This window comes from Pseudomonas sp. NPDC087817 (assembly GCF_044742875.1).
Taxonomy (GTDB): domain Bacteria; phylum Pseudomonadota; class Gammaproteobacteria; order Pseudomonadales; family Pseudomonadaceae; genus Aquipseudomonas.
In genome coordinates, this window is record NZ_JBIUVJ010000004.1 from 217605 (window position 1) to 233797 (window position 16193).

14 protein-coding genes are annotated in these 16193 nt (G+C 61.0%); 10 read left to right on the forward strand and 4 right to left on the reverse strand.

Translation table 11 applies throughout. From position 1 onward, the window contains the following. The first annotated feature begins 173 nt into the window (after positions 1 to 173). The 5 genes from ACIONG_RS06125 to argE all read left to right on the forward strand — a co-directional run bounded on the left by ACIONG_RS06125 (position 174) and on the right by argE (position 5295). The gene (locus ACIONG_RS06125) at positions 174 to 992 is read left to right on the forward strand and encodes an alpha/beta fold hydrolase (RefSeq protein WP_401297436.1); all 819 of its coding nucleotides are present in this window, start codon (positions 174 to 176) and stop codon (positions 990 to 992) included. Positions 993 to 1331: 339 nt separating this feature from the next. Next, on the forward strand, positions 1332 to 2651 hold the full coding sequence (locus ACIONG_RS06130; protein WP_401297438.1) for a flavin-containing monooxygenase: 1320 nt from the start codon (positions 1332 to 1334) through the stop codon (positions 2649 to 2651). A 57-nt stretch (positions 2652 to 2708) separates the two neighbouring features. Continuing rightward, positions 2709 to 3125 carry a RidA family protein gene (locus ACIONG_RS06135; protein WP_038367990.1) on the forward strand — a complete coding sequence of 139 codons (417 nt, stop codon included), beginning with the start codon at positions 2709 to 2711 and terminating at the stop codon, positions 3123 to 3125. A gap of 344 nt (positions 3126 to 3469) precedes the next feature. Then, positions 3470 to 4147, forward strand: coding sequence for a DUF1028 domain-containing protein (locus tag ACIONG_RS06140; RefSeq protein WP_401297441.1), 678 nt, complete (start codon positions 3470 to 3472; stop codon positions 4145 to 4147). Further along, the gene (gene argE / locus ACIONG_RS06145) at positions 4144 to 5295 is read left to right on the forward strand and encodes an acetylornithine deacetylase (RefSeq protein WP_401297443.1); all 1152 of its coding nucleotides are present in this window, start codon (positions 4144 to 4146) and stop codon (positions 5293 to 5295) included. Before ACIONG_RS06140 ends, argE begins: the two co-directional genes overlap by 4 nt. Before the next feature lie 18 nt (positions 5296 to 5313). Here the strand turns inward: argE and ACIONG_RS06150 are convergent, their stop codons facing one another. Then, complete coding sequence (locus ACIONG_RS06150; protein WP_401297445.1) at positions 5314 to 6225, reverse strand: LysR family transcriptional regulator; 912 nt, start codon at positions 6223 to 6225, stop codon at positions 5314 to 5316. 366 nt (positions 6226 to 6591) lie between these two features. Between ACIONG_RS06150 and ACIONG_RS06155 the strand changes: the two genes are divergently transcribed. Further along, the gene (locus ACIONG_RS06155; RefSeq protein ID WP_103303463.1) at positions 6592 to 8007 is read left to right on the forward strand and encodes a cytosine permease; all 1416 of its coding nucleotides are present in this window, start codon (positions 6592 to 6594) and stop codon (positions 8005 to 8007) included. A 99-nt stretch (positions 8008 to 8106) separates the two neighbouring features. After that, a complete protein-coding gene (locus ACIONG_RS06160; RefSeq protein WP_401297447.1) occupies positions 8107 to 8730 on the forward strand; it encodes a glutathione S-transferase family protein in 624 nt (207 codons plus the stop codon). Between the two features lie 6 nt (positions 8731 to 8736). Here ACIONG_RS06160 and ACIONG_RS06165 read toward each other — a convergent pair whose 3' ends face one another. Further along, positions 8737 to 9237, reverse strand: coding sequence for a helix-turn-helix domain-containing protein (locus tag ACIONG_RS06165; protein WP_213028370.1), 501 nt, complete (start codon positions 9235 to 9237; stop codon positions 8737 to 8739). Positions 9238 to 9336: 99 nt separating this feature from the next. Between ACIONG_RS06165 and ACIONG_RS06170 the strand changes: the two genes are divergently transcribed. Continuing rightward, positions 9337 to 9975, forward strand: coding sequence for an isochorismatase family cysteine hydrolase (locus ACIONG_RS06170; protein WP_103303460.1), 639 nt, complete (start codon positions 9337 to 9339; stop codon positions 9973 to 9975). Continuing rightward, on the forward strand, positions 9972 to 11549 hold the full coding sequence (locus tag ACIONG_RS06175; protein ID WP_401297449.1) for an aldehyde dehydrogenase (NADP(+)): 1578 nt from the start codon (positions 9972 to 9974) through the stop codon (positions 11547 to 11549). Before ACIONG_RS06170 ends, ACIONG_RS06175 begins: the two co-directional genes overlap by 4 nt. Before the next feature lie 77 nt (positions 11550 to 11626). Here the strand turns inward: ACIONG_RS06175 and ACIONG_RS06180 are convergent, their stop codons facing one another. Continuing rightward, entirely contained in the window at positions 11627 to 12505 is an 879-nt protein-coding gene (locus tag ACIONG_RS06180; protein WP_103303458.1) for a putrescine utilization regulator PtrR, read from the reverse strand. A gap of 103 nt (positions 12506 to 12608) precedes the next feature. Between ACIONG_RS06180 and ACIONG_RS06185 the strand changes: the two genes are divergently transcribed. Beyond that, positions 12609 to 14000: an aldehyde dehydrogenase family protein gene (locus ACIONG_RS06185; RefSeq protein WP_401297451.1), complete on the forward strand. Its 1392-nt coding sequence runs from the start codon at positions 12609 to 12611 to the stop codon at positions 13998 to 14000. A gap of 601 nt (positions 14001 to 14601) precedes the next feature. On the opposite strand, the gene ACIONG_RS06190 is transcribed toward ACIONG_RS06185, so the two are convergent. Further along, positions 14602 to 16137, reverse strand: a complete 1536-nt coding sequence (locus ACIONG_RS06190; protein WP_401297453.1) for an MFS transporter — start codon at positions 16135 to 16137, stop codon at positions 14602 to 14604. Positions 16138 to 16193: the final 56 nt, after the last annotated feature.

Sequence of the window (16193 nt, forward strand, 5' to 3'; positions counted from 1 at the left end):
TCAGGTGTCTCCGGCAAACGACAGTTTCGTGCGGTTGCATCTTACAACTCTTGATGAAAGTTGGTTGCGCAAGCGGCGGGCAAACTTAGCACCTGCGTACAAGTTGTCAGCGGATTTTGCGCAGATAGTGGCGGCTGCTATGCCCACGAATGACCTCAAACGCAGGAGTTTCCATGAGCACGTTGAAGACCCAAGACGGCACCGAAATCTATTACAAGGACTGGGGCAGCGGTAAGCCCGTGCTGTTCAGCCACGGCTGGCCGCTGGATGCCGACATGTGGGAATACCAGATGGAATACCTGAGCAGCCGCGGTTATCGCACTATTGCCTTCGACCGTCGCGGTTTCGGTCGTTCCGATCAGCCGTGGACCGGTTACGACTACGACACCTTTGCCGATGACATCGCGCAGTTGATCAACCATCTGGATCTGCGTGAAGTGACCCTGGTGGGCTTCTCCATGGGCGGCGGTGATGTCAGCCGCTACATTGCCCGCCACAGTAGCGAGCGCGTTGCCGGCCTGGTGTTGCTGGGCGCGGTAACGCCGCTGTTCGGCAAGAAAGCCGACTTCCCTGAGGGCGTCGACACGTCGGTGTTCGACGGCATCAAGGCTGGCCTGCTGAAGGATCGCGCGCAGTTCATCGCCGATTTCGCCGCACCGTTCTATGGCACCAATCAGGGCCAGAAAGTCTCTGACGGCGTGCTCACGCAAACCCTGAATGTCGCGCTGCTGGCCTCACTCAAAGGCACGGTGGATTGCGTCACCGCGTTTTCCGAAACCGACTTCCGTGCGGACCTGGCCAAAATCGATGTGCCGACCTTGGTGATCCACGGCGACGGCGACCAGATCGTGCCGTTCGAAACCACCGGCAAGCAGGCAGCGGCGCAGATCAAGGGTGCTGAACTGAAGGTCTATGCCGGTGCGCCGCATGGTTTTGCGGTGACGCATGCGCAGGCGTTGAATGAGGATCTGCTGGCGTTCCTTAACCGCTAATAGCGCTCGCGTGTTGCTGCATTTGTGGCGAGGGGATTTATCCCCGATGGGTCGCGCAGCGGCCCCAAAAAGAATGGGCCTGCTTCGCAGTCCATCGGGGATAAATCCCCTCGCCACGATAATCACTCAGACATTGCTTTTTTGTACGCAAACCTTGCTATTGCTCTTCCAGGAAATGCCCGTATTTAAAGGCTTTCAGCCCTCTGCATCAGAATTTTATCTTCACATACCAGCTTAATAATATTTTACCGATACCCCCCTCCTCCCTAGTCTGACCGCAAGCAAAACGGACAAGCCAACAGCGCCCGAATCCACTGCCTTGCTAGGAAGGATGTAGAGATGACCACTGAAATAATAAAAACAGACACGCTGATCGTGGGTGCCGGCCAGGCAGGCGTGGCCATGAGCGAACACCTGAGCAAACTGGGTGTGCCGCACCTGGTACTGGAGCGCAATCGTATTGCCGAGCGCTGGCGCACCGGGCGTTGGGATTCGCTGGTCGCCAACGGTCCGGCGTGGCACGACCGCTTTCCTGGTCTTGAATTCGATGACGTCGATCCCGACGGTTTCGCCCCGAAAGAACGCGTGGCCGATTACTTCGAGGCCTATGCGAAGAAATTCAATGCACCGATCCGCACCGGCGTCGACGTCAAAAGCGTGGTGCGCAATATCGGTCGCCCGGGCTTCACCGTCGAGACGTCCGAAGGCGTGATCGAGGCCGCCCGCGTGGTGGCGGCGACCGGCCCGTTTCAGAAACCGGTGATCCCGGCGATTGCCCCCCAAGACGAACGCCTGTTGCAGATTCACTCCGCTGACTATCGCAATCCGCAGCAACTGCCTGCAGGCGCAGTGCTGGTGGTCGGCGCGGGTTCGTCGGGCGTGCAGATTGCCGATGAACTGCAGCGCTCCGGCAAGCAGGTTTACCTCTCCGTTGGTGCGCATGACCGCCCGCCTCGCGCCTATCGCAATCGTGATTTCTGCTGGTGGCTGGGGGTGCTTGGCGAGTGGGATCAAGCGGCGATGAAACCCGGCCGCGAGCACGTGACCATTGCGGTCAGCGGAGCCCATGGCGGGCGCACCATCGATTTCCGTGGTCTGGCCCATCGCGGCATGACCCTGGTCGGCGTGACCGAGTCGTTCAACGACGGCGTGGTGACTTTCAAGCAGGATCTGCTCGGCAACCTCACTCGCGGTGATGAGAACTATCTGGCGCTGCTGGATGCCGCTGACGCCTACATCGAGCGTAACGGCTTGGACCTGCCGGAAGAACCTGAAGCACGCGAGACCTATCCGGACCCGGAGTGCGTGAAAAATCCGCTGGCCGATCTGGATCTGGCCAAGGCTGGTGTCACCTCGATCATCTGGGCCACCGGGTTTGCAGTGGATTACTCGTGGCTGCAAGTCGCGGCGTTCGATGACAAGGGCAAACCGGTGCATCAGCGTGGCGTGTCGAGTGAGCCGGGCGTGTATTTCCTAGGCCTGCCGTGGCAGTCGCGGCGGGGCTCGTCGTTTATCTGGGGCGTGTGGCATGACGCCAAACATGTCGCTGATCACATCGCCACCCAGCGCAAGTATCTCGACTATCGCGATGCCGAGCAGCGTGAAGCCGCTCTGCATGCGGGCGCCCAACACAAGGCTGCCGACACCGTCGAAGCTTGATTTCCTTTTTCGCACCGGCGCCGATTGCGCCGTGCCTTTATTCGTCAGGAGCTTTCCATGAGCCAGCCAACGCACACCCGTATTCGCATGTTCAACACCAAAGACACCTATCCGAACCAGACGCTGGATAACGATCTGTGCCAGGCCGTCCGCGCTGGCAACACCATTTATGTCCGGGGTCAGGTCGGCACTGATTTCGACGGCAACCTGGTGGGTCTCGGCGATCCGCGTGCGCAGGCTGAACAAGCCATGCGCAACGTCAAACAACTGCTGGAAGAAGCCGGCAGCGACATGAGCCACATCGTCAAGACCACCACTTACCTGATCGACCCGCGTTATCGCGAAGCGGTGTATGGCGAAGTCGGCAAGTGGCTCAAGGGTGTGTTCCCGATTTCGACCGGTCTGGTGGTCTCGGCGCTGGGGCAGCCACAGTGGCTGATGGAGATTGATGTGATTGCAGTGATTCCCGAGTAAATCGGGAGACCGCATCGCCGCCATCGCTGGCAAGCCAGCTCCCACAGTTATCGGGGGTGTTCACAAATTCTGTGACATACACAGATCACTTTGGGAAATTGATGTGGTGGCGGTAATTCCGGGGTAAGTCGACAGACCGAGTCGCGGCCATCGCTGGCAAGCCAGCTCCCACAGGTATCGGGGGTGTTCACAAAGTCTGTGACATACACAAATTACTGTGGGAGCTGGCTTGCCAGCGATGAGGCCAGCACAGGTACCTCATCCTACCTGCTTGAAATGCATTTCCCTGTGGGAGCGAGCCTTCTCGCGAAGAGGCCGGGACACACACAACAAGGAGCATAACCATGACTTTTTCCATCGCCGCACGTTGCCCCGAAACCGGCCAGTTCGGTGTCGCCATCAGTTCCTCCAGCATCGCTGTAGGCGCGCGCTGCCCGTGGCTGTTGCCCGGCGTGGGCGCAGTGTCGAGCCAGAACATCACCCTGCCGTCGCTCGGCCCGGAAGTCCTCGCGTTGATGGAGCAAGGCCTGGCACCGGACGACGCACTGGACAAAGTGCTGACCCGCAACGGCTACAGCCAGTACCGCCAGATAACCGCGATCAACCACCTCGGCCAGACCGCACATTTCAGCGGCGCGCAAACCCTCGGTGTGCACAACGCGGTAGCCGGCGAACAATGTGTGGCGGCCGGCAACATGCTCGCCGGGCGTTCGGTGATCGAAGCCATGGTCAGCGCCTTTGAAGACGCTGAAGGCCAGTTGACCGACCGCCTGCTCAAAGCCCTGCACGCCGCCCAGGCACTCGGCGGTGAAGCCGGTCCGGTGCATTCGGCCGCCGTGGTGGTAGTCGGCGAGCAGACCTGGCCGATCGTCAACCTGCGGGTCGATTGGGCTGATGAAAACCCGATCGGCCAGTTACAGAAACTCTGGGACGCCTACCAGCCGCAACTGCAGGACTACATCGACCGCGCCCTCGACCCGGCCAAGGCCCCGGGCTACGGCGTCGCCGGAGATGATCGATGAACAGCAGCATTGAGTTGCTCAAGGCGCTGGTGGGGTTTGACACCACCAGCCGTGAATCCAACTTGCAGTTGATCGAGTTCGTCCGCGATTACCTCGCCCGCTTCGATGTGCCGTGCGCGCTGATCTACAACGATGAGCGCAGCAAGGCCAACCTGTTCGCGACCATTGGCCCGGCGGATCAACCGGGCATCGTGCTGTCCGGGCACACCGATGTGGTGCCGGTCGATGGCCAGCCGTGGACATTGCCGCCGTTCGAACTCAGCGAGCGCGACGGCAAACTGTTCGGTCGCGGTACGGCGGACATGAAGGGCTACATCGCTTGCGTGCTCGCCCTGGTACCCGCGTTGGTGAACGCAGCATTGCGCATGCCGGTGCACATCGCCCTCTCCTACGACGAAGAAGTCGGCTGCCTCGGCGTGCGCTCGCTGCTCAAGGTCCTGGAACAGCGTCCGATCAAGCCGCTGCTGTGCATCATTGGTGAACCCACCGAACTGAAACCGGTGCTCGGGCACAAGGGCAAACTGGCGATGCGCTGTGACGTGCACGGCCACCCGTGTCATTCCGCTTATGCGCCGCTGGGTGTAAATGCCATCGAATACGCCGCCGAATTGATCGGCGAACTCGGGCGCCTCGGCCAGCAACTGAAAGCGCCGGAGCATCACGACGCACGCTTCGACCCGCCTTACAGCACCGTGCAAACCGGCGTGATCAGCGGCGGCAAGGCCTTGAATATCGTCCCCGCCGACTGTCGCTTCGACTTCGAGATCCGTGCCCTGCCCTCGCAGGATCCCGCTCTGGTCGCCGCCGCGCTGAAAACCTACGCCGAACAACAGCTGCTGCCGCGCATGCGTGCAGTCAGCGAACACGCCGATATCCGCTTCAGCGAATTGTCGGCCTATCCGGGCCTGGCCACCGATGCGCACAGTCAGGCCGCCGAGCTGATTGCCGCGTTCTGCGGTTCAAGTGAATTCGGCACGGTGGCGTTTGGTACCGAGGGCGGCCTGTTCAATGCGGCAGGGATTGCCACCGTGGTCTGTGGCCCCGGCAGCATGGATCAAGGCCACAAACCGGATGAGTTCGTCAGCCTCGCTCAACTGCAGGCCTGCGATGCAATGCTGCATCGGATGCTGGCGTCTATCAGCGGCTGAAAACCGGCTCGGCGCTACTCAGGAGTACAGCCGAGCCAACTCCTCCCGGCAATGATCGACAAACAACTGCACCGGTTTGGTCAGTTGCACGCGTCGCAGCCACGCGGCCGACAATCCCGAACCAGTCACGCTTTCTGCCAGCGGCACGCACACGACTTTCTGGCCGTCGTAGGTGTAATCGCTGAACGGTTTGGTCACCAGAATCGAAAAGCCGAAGCCACTGCCGACCATGCCCCGCACCATTTCAATCGACGGTGAGCTGAACACGATGTGCGGGGTCAAGCCGCGCTCTTCAAAGATGCTCACGAAGTAGGTCCGGCTCGGCACCACGTCGAGCAGAATCATCGGTTCCAGCACCAGCTCATGCAGCGAGACTTTCGCCTGCTGGGCAAAGCGGTGATTGGCCGGCAGCAAGGCGTACGGCTGTTGGGGCGGCATCAGTGGCGTGGTTTCGATGGTGCTGTCGAGGTCATGTTCGAACAGCATGGCCATGTCGATGCTGCCGGCGGTCAGCGCCTGTACCAACTCCTGTTGCTCACCGTCGCGAATGCGGATTTCCACCCCCGGCCAGCGTTCCTTGAAGCCGGCGATCAGCCGTGGCAGGTACAGCGGCGCAACCGTTTCGAAACAGCCGATATCGATCTGGCCGGACACCACGTCGTTATCGGCGAGAGCGTTCTGCTCGAACTCGTGGGCCACCCGCAACAGTTCCATAGCCTTGCGATAAAACCGCGAACCGCTCGGCGTCAGGGAGACGCCCTGGGCGTGATGACGAATGAACAGCTGCACGCCAAAGCTTTCTTCCAGATGCTTGATGGCGGTCGACACCGACGGCTGGGCGATATAGAGCTTGCGCGAGGCCTCGGCAACGCTGCCGCAGTCGGCGGTGGTGACGAAATATTTGAGCTGGCGCAGGTTGTAGGCGGCCATGGAACCTCCGGTGGATCAGCCTGACATCACTTTTGTGGCAAATGGACTCATCTGTGGCGAGGGGATTTATCCCCGATGGGTCGCGCAGCGGCCACACTTTTGACTCTAAAACCAAGGGCCGCTGCGCAGCCCATCGGGGATAAATCCCCTCGCCACAGGACTGTGCAAATTCAGATAAGAGTGAAGACTGAACATACCGGACAGCCCCGCCACGCGCGGCATACTTTTTTTAAGGTCTATAGCAACAAACTTACTAATTTATCTCTCCCGAACCTTTGCACATGATCGCTTCAACAAGAAATGCGCCGTCCGTGTCGGCGCTTACCGAAGTACGTCCACGTACTCATCCTTGCCTTGGAGTTCGTCATGTCCACCTCTGCAACAACGTCCGCCCCGCTCATTGAAAAACACACGATAGGATACGTGCCCCCCGAAGATCGCCACGGAAAGGTCAGGGATCTGTTCACGCTGTGGTTCGGCGGCAACATCGCGCCGTTGCCGATTGTTACCGGCGCGCTGGGCGTGCAGCTGTTTCACTTGAATCTGGTGTGGGGCATCGTCGCCATTCTGGTCGGCCACTTGGTTGGCGGTGTGCTGATGGCGCTGCACTCGGCGCAAGGCCCGCAGATGGGCATTCCGCAGATGATCCAGAGCCGCGCCCAGTTCGGTTCCCTCGGCGCGCTGCTGGTGGTGCTGATTGCCGGCGTCATGTACATCGGCTTCTTCGCTTCCAACATCGTGCTCGCGGGCAAGTCGCTGCATGGCGTGGTCGACAGCGTTCCGGTGCCGGTCGGCATCGTCATCGGCGCCTTCGGTTCGGGGATCATCGGCATCATCGGCTACCGCTTCATTCACGTGCTCAACCGCATCGGCACTTGGGTGCTGGGGATCGGCATCGTCGTCGGTTTCGGCTACATCTTCACGCACATCCAGACCGATGATTTCCTCACCCGGGGCAGCTTCAACCTCTCCGGCTGGCTGGCCACCGTGTCGCTGGCGGCGTTGTGGCAGATCGCGTTTGCGCCTTATGTTTCCGACTACTCGCGTTATCTGCCGGCCGATGTAAAGGTGTCGTCGACGTTCTGGACCACCTATCTGGGCTCGGCACTGGGGTCGAGCCTGGCGTTCATCTTCGGTGCCGTTGCCGTGCTGGCGACACCGGTGGGCATGGACACCATGGACGCGGTCAAACTCGCCACCGGCTCCATCGGCCCGCTGATGCTGGTGCTGTTCCTGCTCAGCGTGATCAGCCACAACGCCCTCAACCTGTATGGCGCAGTGCTGTCGCTGATCACCCTGGTGCAGACCTTCGCCTATCGCTGGATTCCGACCGCCAAGAGCCGTGCGGTGATCTCGATCATCGTGTTGCTGGGCTGCTGCTTTGCCGCCGTGGGCGCCTCAAAGGACTTCATCGGTCACTTCGTCGACATGGTGCTGGTGCTGCTGGTGGTATTGGTGCCGTGGACGGCAATCAACCTGATCGACTTCTACGCGATCCACAAGGGCAAGTACGACATCCAGTCGATCTTCCAGGTCGACGGCGGCATCTACGGGCGTTACAACCCGCAGGCCTTGCTGGCCTACGCGATCGGCATCGCTGTGCAGATCCCGTTCATGAACACGCCGCTGTACGTCGGCCCGGTGTCGGCGCACATCAACGGCGCAGACCTGTCGTGGCTGGTGGGGTTGCTGGTGACGTCGCCGCTGTATTTCTGGCTGGCCAATCGTGACAGCGCTTACCGTCGGCGGATGACCGGTGGCAACCTGGCGAGCAGTCTCTGAAATCGCTTCGATGCCCCAGGAAGGCCCGCCATGTGCGGGCCTTTTGCATTGTCCTGTGGTATTTGTTTGCGACCGACGACTACCGGAAAGGGAACTCCAATGCTGCGAATCCTGGGTAAAGCTTCATCGATCAACGTGCGCAAAGTGCTGTGGACCTGCGCCGAATTGCAGATTGCGTTCGAGCGTGAGGACTGGGGTTCCGGGTTCAAACCGACCGATACACCGGAGTTTCTCGCATTGAATCCGTGCGCCATGGTGCCGGTGGTTCAGGACGGTGATTTCACTTTGTGGGAATCCAATTCGATCATCCGTTATCTGGTGGCGCGCTATGACGGCACGCACCTTTACCCGACTGACGCGCAAGGCCGAGCGCGGGTCGATCAGTGGATCGACTGGCAGGCGTCGGAGCTGAATCGCTCGTGGTCATATGCGTTTTTGTCGCTGGTGCGCAAGTCGCCGGGCCATCAGGATCACGCGGCATTGGCCAACGGTATCGAGCAGTGGTCCAACACCATGAAAATCCTCGACCGACAGCTGGAGAAAACCGGCGCCTACATCAGCGGCGAACAGTTTTCGCTCGCTGATATTCCTATCGGGCTGTCGGTCAATCGCTGGTTTGAGACGCCGCTGAATCACCCTGATTTTCCAGCGGTGAGCGCCTACTACGAACGCCTGACTGAACGGCCCGGCTATCGACTGCACGGGCGCAACGGCACGCCATGACGCACACTATTTCGCTTTGAACGCCTCACGCCGCGCCTGCCGTTCGGCGGCGTAGGCTTCTCTCGGTTGGCTGATCAAATCCTCACGGCGCAACGGCTCGCCACAGTGATCGCACAGCGGGCCCAGACCGGCGCTGTGATTGCAGAGCTTGTGGGTCATGTTCACCGCCAGCCCCTCCTCCGGTGCCTTGCACCAGGTTTCGCCCCACTTACGCAAAGCAATGACCACCGGGTAGAACGCCTCGCCTTTCGCGGTGAGGTGGTACTCGTAGCGTTTCGGCCGCTCGTTGTACAAGCGACGCTCGACCAGCCCGTCCGCTTCCAGGCATTTCAGACGAGCGGCGACCATTTGCGGCGTGCCGCCGGTCTGCGCCTGGATCTCGTCATAGCGATGATTGCCCATGAACAACTCGCGCAAGACCAGCACCGTCCAGCGGTCACCGACGATCGCCTCGGCCCGGGCAATCGGGCACAGCGTCTGCGCGGCAGGACTATCGTTTACTGACATCAGGGCTTGCCTCTTTTACAGTTACTATGATTATCATATCTACAAGATGCCGGGACAAGCCCTGCGCACCGATCAATCCCATTGCCGGAGCAAACAGTCATGTCGAACTCTCTCTATCCGCTGGACAGAACCGCTTACCTGCTGGTCGATCCGTACAACGATTTCCTCTCGGACGGCGGCAAGATCTTCCCGCTGATCAAACCGATGGCCGAGGACAACGGCCTGCTCGACAACCTGCGCAAACTCGACCGCGCCGTGCGTGCGCTGGAAATTCCGGTGGTCATCGTACCCCATCACCGCTGGGAAAAAGGCGACTACGAAAACTGGCAGCACCCGACGCCCACGCAATGCAAGATCATGCACATGCACCATTTTGCCCGTGGCGAATGGGGCGGCGAGTGGCACCCGGATTTCGCGCCGAAGGACGGCGACATCGTGGTGCAGGAACACTGGGGCTCCAGTGGTTTTGCCAATACCGATCTGGATTTTCGCCTGAAGCAGAAAGGCATCACCCACGTGATCATCGTCGGCCTGCTGGCCAACACCTGTATCGAGGCCACTGCGCGTTACGCCTCAGAACTGGGTTACCACGTGACCCTGGTGCGCGACGCGACCGCCGCGTTCAAGCCAGAGATGATGCACGCCGCCCACGAACTCAATGGTCCGACCTTTGCCCATGTCATCGCCAGCACCGACGAACTGATCGCCAACCTCAAACCACAGGGTGAAGCGAAATGAGACCGAGCGGCCACCTGCTGATCGGCGCGGCTGATGTGCCCGCCAGCGAAGGCACGATGAAAGCGTTGAATCCGGCAACAAACCAATTGATCGAGCCCGAGTTTGCCTTCGGTGGACCCGCGCAGGTCGATCAGGCCGCGACGCTTGCCGATGCAGCATTCGACAGCTACAGCCACACCTCACTGGCCGAACGCGCGGCATTTCTAGAAACCATTGCCGACAACCTCGACGCCGTTCGTCCTGAGCTGGCGGCGCGCACGGCACTGGAAACCGGTCTGCCGCACGCTCAGTTCGAAGGCGAAGCCGCAAGGGCCGCCACCCAGTTCCGCCAGTTCGCCGACGTGGTGCGCAAGGGTCGCTTCCTGCAATTGGCGATCGACCCTGCGCAACCCGAACGTCAGCCGCGCCCGCGCATGGATCATCGCCTGCAAAAAATCGCCCTCGGCCCGGTGGCGATTTTTGGTGCGAGCAATTTCCCCATTTCTTATTCGGTGGCGGGTGGCGATACCGCGTCGGCACTGGCCGCCGGCGCGACAGTGATTCTCAAGGCACACAACGCGCACCCCGGCGCATCGGAAATCCAGGCACGCGCCATTCGCAATGCCGTGCAGGCCCATGGTCTGCACGAAGGTGTGTTCTCGATGGTGCGCGGCGGCGGCAATGCCATTGGCGAGGCGCTGGTGGATCACCCGTTGATCAAAGCGGTGACATTCACCGGCTCCGAGCAGGGCGGTATGGCCCTCTATCGTCGCGCGCAACTGCGCCCTGATCCGATATCGGTATTCACCGAGATGACCAGCGTCAACCCGACGTTCATCCTTCCCGATGCCCTGGCCGTTCGCGGCGCAGAGATCGGTGACGGCTTTATCGAACGGATGCTGGTCAACGTCGGCCAGGCCTGTTTGTGCCCGTCGATTCTGATCGCCATCAAAGGCGCCGGGTTTGAAACGCTGCGCAGCGCCATGCGCAAACGGGTCAGCGAGGCACCGGCGCGCACGATGCTGACACCGGGCATTCATGGTGCTTACGTCAAAGGACTGGTGGCGATGGAAAGTGCCGGGGCTGACCTGATCGCCGTGGGCACGCCAGCCGATGCAACGTTGGACGGACGCGCGGCATTGATGGAAGTCGACGGGCAACGTTTGCTCACCGAACCGGCGCTGGCCCACGAAGTGTTCGGCCCGTCGGCGCTGCTGGTTTCAGTCGATGATGAAGCGCAACTGCTGGCGGTCGCCCGCTCGTTCAAAGGACAGCTCAGCGCGGCGATGCATCTTGAAGATCGCGATCTGGGACTGGCCCGGCGCCTGCTGCCGATTCTGGAACGCCGCACCGGGCGCATCGTGGTTAACGCCTTCGCTCATCCGCAGGAAGTGACCTACGCCACTGTCCATGGCGGGCCATTCCCGGCCACCTCCGACAGCCGGTTTACTTCGGTCGGCATGACTTCGATCGAGCGTTTTTTGCGGCCGGTGGCTTACCAGGGGTTTCCCGATGCGTTGCTGCCCGAGGTGTTGCGCGAAGGCAATCCGCTGAATCTACCGCGCAATGTCGATGGGGCACACAGCGCTGTTTGATATGTCCGGTCCTGAATAAGGTTTACAGCCGTTTCAGGACTGGCCAAGAACGCTACGGCCATGACAAAACGTGTCAGTTACTCTTCAGCCCGCACGACACCGCGCTCCTCAAGCAAGCGCACAAACATGCTCAGACTGCGCGACACCGTGCCCCGCCGCCACACCAGCCAAGTGGTCAGATAGCGAAAATCCGCCGCCAGCGGCCAGACACTCACCGTCGCGCTGCCGGGCATGCTCTGCAGCATCTTGCGCGGCATCAGGGCCAGACCGGCACCCGCACTGACGCAGGCGAGCATGCCGTGATAGGACTCCATTTCGAAGATCTTGCCGGGCACGGCGGCGTCGGTGCTGAACCATTTTTCGAAGTGATGGCGGTACGAGCAGTTGGAGCGAAAGGCGTAAATGTTTTCGCCGTTGACATCCGCCGCGCGCCGCACCGGCGGGTGATTGAGCGGCGCGATCACGACCATTTCTTCTTCGAATGCCGGCACGCCTTCCAGCGTCGGGTGCAGCACCGGACCGTCGACAAATGCCGCCGCCAGACGCCCGGAAAGCACGCCGTCGATCATCGTTCCGGACGGCCCGGTGGACAGATCGAGATCGACTTTCGGATGCAGTTGGTTGTACGCCGCCAGCAGTTCGGGAATGCGCACCGCTGCGGTGCTTTCCAGCGAACCGAGGGGAAAGGCACCCTGCGGTTCTTCGCCCGCGACGGTGGCCCGGGCTTCCTGAACCAGATCGAGGATGCGCCGCGCGTATTCGAGAAAACTCCATCCGGCCGGTGACAGGCGCAAACGGCTTTTCTCGCGAATAAACAGATCGACACCCAGATCCTGCTCCAGCTGCTTGATCCGCGTGGTCAGGTTCGACGGCACGCGATGGATCTGCGCCGCCGCCGCGCTGATGCTGCCGTGCTCGGCCACGGCTTTGAAGATTTCCAGCTGCACCAGATCCACAGTCATTCTCCAAACGTGAAAGAAACGATCTTTATTATTCAGTTTCCAGAAAACAAACGCCACCCTACTCTAGGCCCATCCACTGAACACGCAGGACGACGCCATGAGCCAGATTTCCAGCCAGACCCACGCCATCTCGATCAACCCCTCCACCGGCGAGCAAATCGGCGCCTACGCCTTTGAATCCGCCGAAGCCCTCGACGCCGCCCTGACCCGCGCCGCGTTCGGCTTTGGCAAATGGAAACGCAAGCCGCTGCAAGACCGCTCCCGCGCACTGACTGCGCTGGCCGGCGCCCTGCGTGAAACCGCCGAAGAAATGGCCACCATGATCACCCTGGAAATGGGCAAACCCATCGCCCAGGCCCGTGGCGAAATCGAAAAATGCGCCAAGCTCTGCGAGTGGTACGCCGAACATGGTCCGGCCATGCTCGACGCAGAGCCTACGCAAGTCGAAGGTGGCAAGGCGCGTATCGAATACCGTCCGCTTGGCCCGATCCTCGCGGTGATGCCGTGGAACTTCCCGATCTGGCAAGTGCTGCGCGGTGCGGTGCCCGCGCTGATCGCTGGCAACACCTACGTGCTCAAGCATGCGCCGAACGTGATGGGCAGCGCTTATCTGCTGCGCGATGCGTTTACTCGCGCCGGGTTTTCCGCCGGTGTATTTGAGGTGATCAATGTGACGCCTGAAGGCGTTTCGACAGCCATCGCCGATCCGCGTATCGCCGCCGTGACTCTGACCGGCAGCGTGCGTGCCGGCATGGCCATCGGCGCGCAGGCCGGTGCTGCACTGAAGAAATGCGTACTGGAACTGGGCGGTTCCGATCCATTCATCGTGTTGAATGACGCTGACCTCGACGAAGCCGTTCAGGCCGCCGTGATCGGTCGCTACCAGAATTCCGGCCAGGTCTGCGCGGCAGCCAAGCGTCTGATCATCGAAGAAGGCGTGGTCGAGGAATTTACCCGCAAATTCGTCGAAGCGACGCGCAAGCTGAAGGTCGGCGATCCACTGTCCACCGAGACTTACATCGGGCCGATGGCGCGCTTCGATCTGCGTGACGAACTCGATCAGCAAGTGCGCGACACCCTCGAAGAAGGCGCAACGCTGTTGCTCGGTGGCGGTAAATCCGCAGGTGCAGGCAACTACTACGAACCGACTGTGCTGGCCGACGTCACCGATCGCATGACTTCGTTCAAACAGGAACTGTTCGGCCCGGTCGCTTCGATCATCACCGCCCGGGATTGTGCGCATGCCGTCACTTTGGCCAACGACAGTGATTTCGGCCTGACCGCGACGATCTACACCGCTAATGTGCAACTGGCCCAGCAACTGACCAGCGAACTGGAAACCGGCGGCGTGTTCATCAACGGCTACTCCGCCAGCGACCCACGCGTGACCTTTGGTGGCGTGAAGAAAAGCGGCTTCGGCCGTGAGTTGTCGCACTTCGGCGTGCGCGAGTTCTGCAACGCGCAAACGGTGTGGCTGGATCGCAAGTAAAAGCGACACCGAAACCTGTGGAAGCTGCGTGGCCCTTGGATTTCAGTACACCCGTAAACCCTGTGGGAGCTGGCTTGCCAGCGATGACGGTGGGTCAGGCAAAATCGATGTTGGCCGGGCCGACGCCTTCGCGGGCAAGCCCGCTCCCACAGGAATATGCCGTGGCTCTGGATTTTCAGTACACCCGTGAAACCTGTGGGAGCTGGCTTGCCAGCGATGGCGGTGGGTCAGGCGAAATCGATGTTGCCCGGGCCGACGCCTTCGCGGGCAAGCCCGCTCCCACAGGGATTTGCCGTGGCCCTGAATTTTGAGTACACCCGTGAAACTTGTGGGAGCTGGCTTGCCAGCGATGACGGTGGGCCAGGCGAAATCGATGTTGCCCGGGCCGACGCCTTCGCGGGCAAGCCCGCTCCCACAGGAATCTGCGGTGGTCCCGGATTTTGAGTACACCCGTAAAACCTGTGGGAGCTGGCTTGCCAGCGATGGCGGTGGGTCAGGCGAATCGATGTTGCCCGGGCCGACGCCTTCGCGGGCAAGCCCGCTCCCACAGGGATTTGCCGTGGCCCTGAACTTCAGTACACCCACTCCCACAGGGATGGTGTTATGCCGGTGCCTTTTGCGTAGCCGTGACGTTGCGATCCCTGCTCAACAACCCCAACACCACCACCGCCGACAGCAAGGTGATGACCGTCAGGATGTGCAGCAGATACTGGAACGCCGAGGCGTAACCTTGCACCAATCGCTCGTTGGCCAGCCCCGGCAAGCTGTTGATCGCATGGGCCATGTCGCCGGTGGTGACACGATGCGCCGTTTCGGCAATCAGTGCCGAATCGGCATCGCCCGCCAGCGCATTCGACAGATCGGTGTGCAGCAGTGAAGCCAGGATCGCCGCCACAACCGCCAAGGCAATCCCCTCTCCCGCCACCCGCACGGTATTGAAGATCCCCGCCGCCATGCCGGCGCGCTCTTTCGGCACCACGCTGACCGATAAACCATCCATCAGGCCCCACGGCAACCCGGCGCCAATTCCGATCAACACCATCGGCACGATAAGCGCGAATTTCGGCTCGCCAACGTTGTACAGGCTTAACCAGTGCAGGCCCACGGCAGCCACCAGAAAGCCGACACCGGACAAGATGCCTGCCGAGACAAACCGCGTCATCGACGCGGCAAGCATCGGCACCACCAGCATCGGCGCCGACAACGCCAGCAACAGCAGGCCGGCATCTATTTCACTCAAGCCTTCCACGCCGATGAAGCGCAGTGGCAGCATGACCACCAGCACGATGTAGCAAAAACAGGTGCCAATCGGCAGCACCTGCACACCGATGAAGCGCGGGAAGCGGAACAGGGTCAGATCGAGCATCGGCCGCTTGACGCGCATTTCAACCATCACGAAGGCCACCAGCAAGCATGCCGAAGCACCGAGCAATCCGACCACCCACGGACTGCCCCAACCACTGTCCGGCGCCTGGATCAGACCAAACGTGAACAGCGCCAACATTGAACTGAACAGAACGGTGCCCGGCCAATCCAGACCTTTAGCGTCCGGATCGCGGCTTTCATGCATGCGTGGCAGGCCGAAAGCCATGGCGATCACGCCAACCAGCGCGGTGAAGACAAAAATCGCCCGCCAACTGAACGCCTCGATCAGCGCTCCGGCCAGTAAAGGCCCAAACGCCAGGCCAATGCCGAATGTGGTGCCGAGCAGACTGTACGCCCGCGTGCGGGCATGGCCGTCGAACTCCTGGGCCAGCGATGCCGAACCACTGGCCAGTGCCGCCGCACCGGCCACGCCCTGAACGGCACGCAGCACATCCAGCCAGAACACCGAAGGCGCAAGACTCTGCGCAATCGATGCCGCGGTGAACAGCAACATGCCGAACGTGAACAGCCGCTTGCGCCCGTATGCATCGGCCAACGCCCCCGCTGCCATCAGCAGACTGCCGAACGACAACATGAACGCATTGGTGATCCAGGTCAGCGCCGCGGGGCTGCCGCCCAGATCACGGCCAATGGCCGGTGTCGCCACCGCGCCGCCAGTAAAACTCAAAGGAAGTACCAGTGCTGAAAGGCACACGGCTGCGAGGATCAGCAGCTTGTCGCGTGCTCCGCGCTGTTCAACTACAGAAGTCATGAGGCAATCCCTTGTCAAAAGAAAATCATTGCGTGAATACACTGCACAGCGCTTTC

Bases quoted from the DNA above. Each gene is read 5' to 3' on its own strand.
- ACIONG_RS06170 (WP_103303460.1), top strand. From the start codon at position 9,337: ATGTCGAACTCTCTCTATCCGCTGGACAGAACCGCTTACCTGCTGGTC.
- ACIONG_RS06125 (WP_401297436.1), top strand. From the start codon at position 174: ATGAGCACGTTGAAGACCCAAGACGGCACCGAAATCTATTACAAGGAC.
- ACIONG_RS06155 (WP_103303463.1), top strand. From the start codon at position 6,592: ATGTCCACCTCTGCAACAACGTCCGCCCCGCTCATTGAAAAACACACG.
- ACIONG_RS06130 (WP_401297438.1), top strand. From the start codon at position 1,332: ATGACCACTGAAATAATAAAAACAGACACGCTGATCGTGGGTGCCGGC.
- argE (WP_401297443.1), top strand. From the start codon at position 4,144: ATGAACAGCAGCATTGAGTTGCTCAAGGCGCTGGTGGGGTTTGACACC.
- ACIONG_RS06150 (WP_401297445.1), bottom strand. From the start codon at position 6,225: ATGGCCGCCTACAACCTGCGCCAGCTCAAATATTTCGTCACCACCGCC.
- ACIONG_RS06165 (WP_213028370.1), bottom strand. From the start codon at position 9,237: ATGTCAGTAAACGATAGTCCTGCCGCGCAGACGCTGTGCCCGATTGCC.
- ACIONG_RS06190 (WP_401297453.1), bottom strand. From the start codon at position 16,137: ATGACTTCTGTAGTTGAACAGCGCGGAGCACGCGACAAGCTGCTGATC.
- ACIONG_RS06160 (WP_401297447.1), top strand. From the start codon at position 8,107: ATGCTGCGAATCCTGGGTAAAGCTTCATCGATCAACGTGCGCAAAGTG.
- ACIONG_RS06140 (WP_401297441.1), top strand. From the start codon at position 3,470: ATGACTTTTTCCATCGCCGCACGTTGCCCCGAAACCGGCCAGTTCGGT.
- ACIONG_RS06175 (WP_401297449.1), top strand. From the start codon at position 9,972: ATGAGACCGAGCGGCCACCTGCTGATCGGCGCGGCTGATGTGCCCGCC.
- ACIONG_RS06185 (WP_401297451.1), top strand. From the start codon at position 12,609: ATGAGCCAGATTTCCAGCCAGACCCACGCCATCTCGATCAACCCCTCC.
- ACIONG_RS06135 (WP_038367990.1), top strand. From the start codon at position 2,709: ATGAGCCAGCCAACGCACACCCGTATTCGCATGTTCAACACCAAAGAC.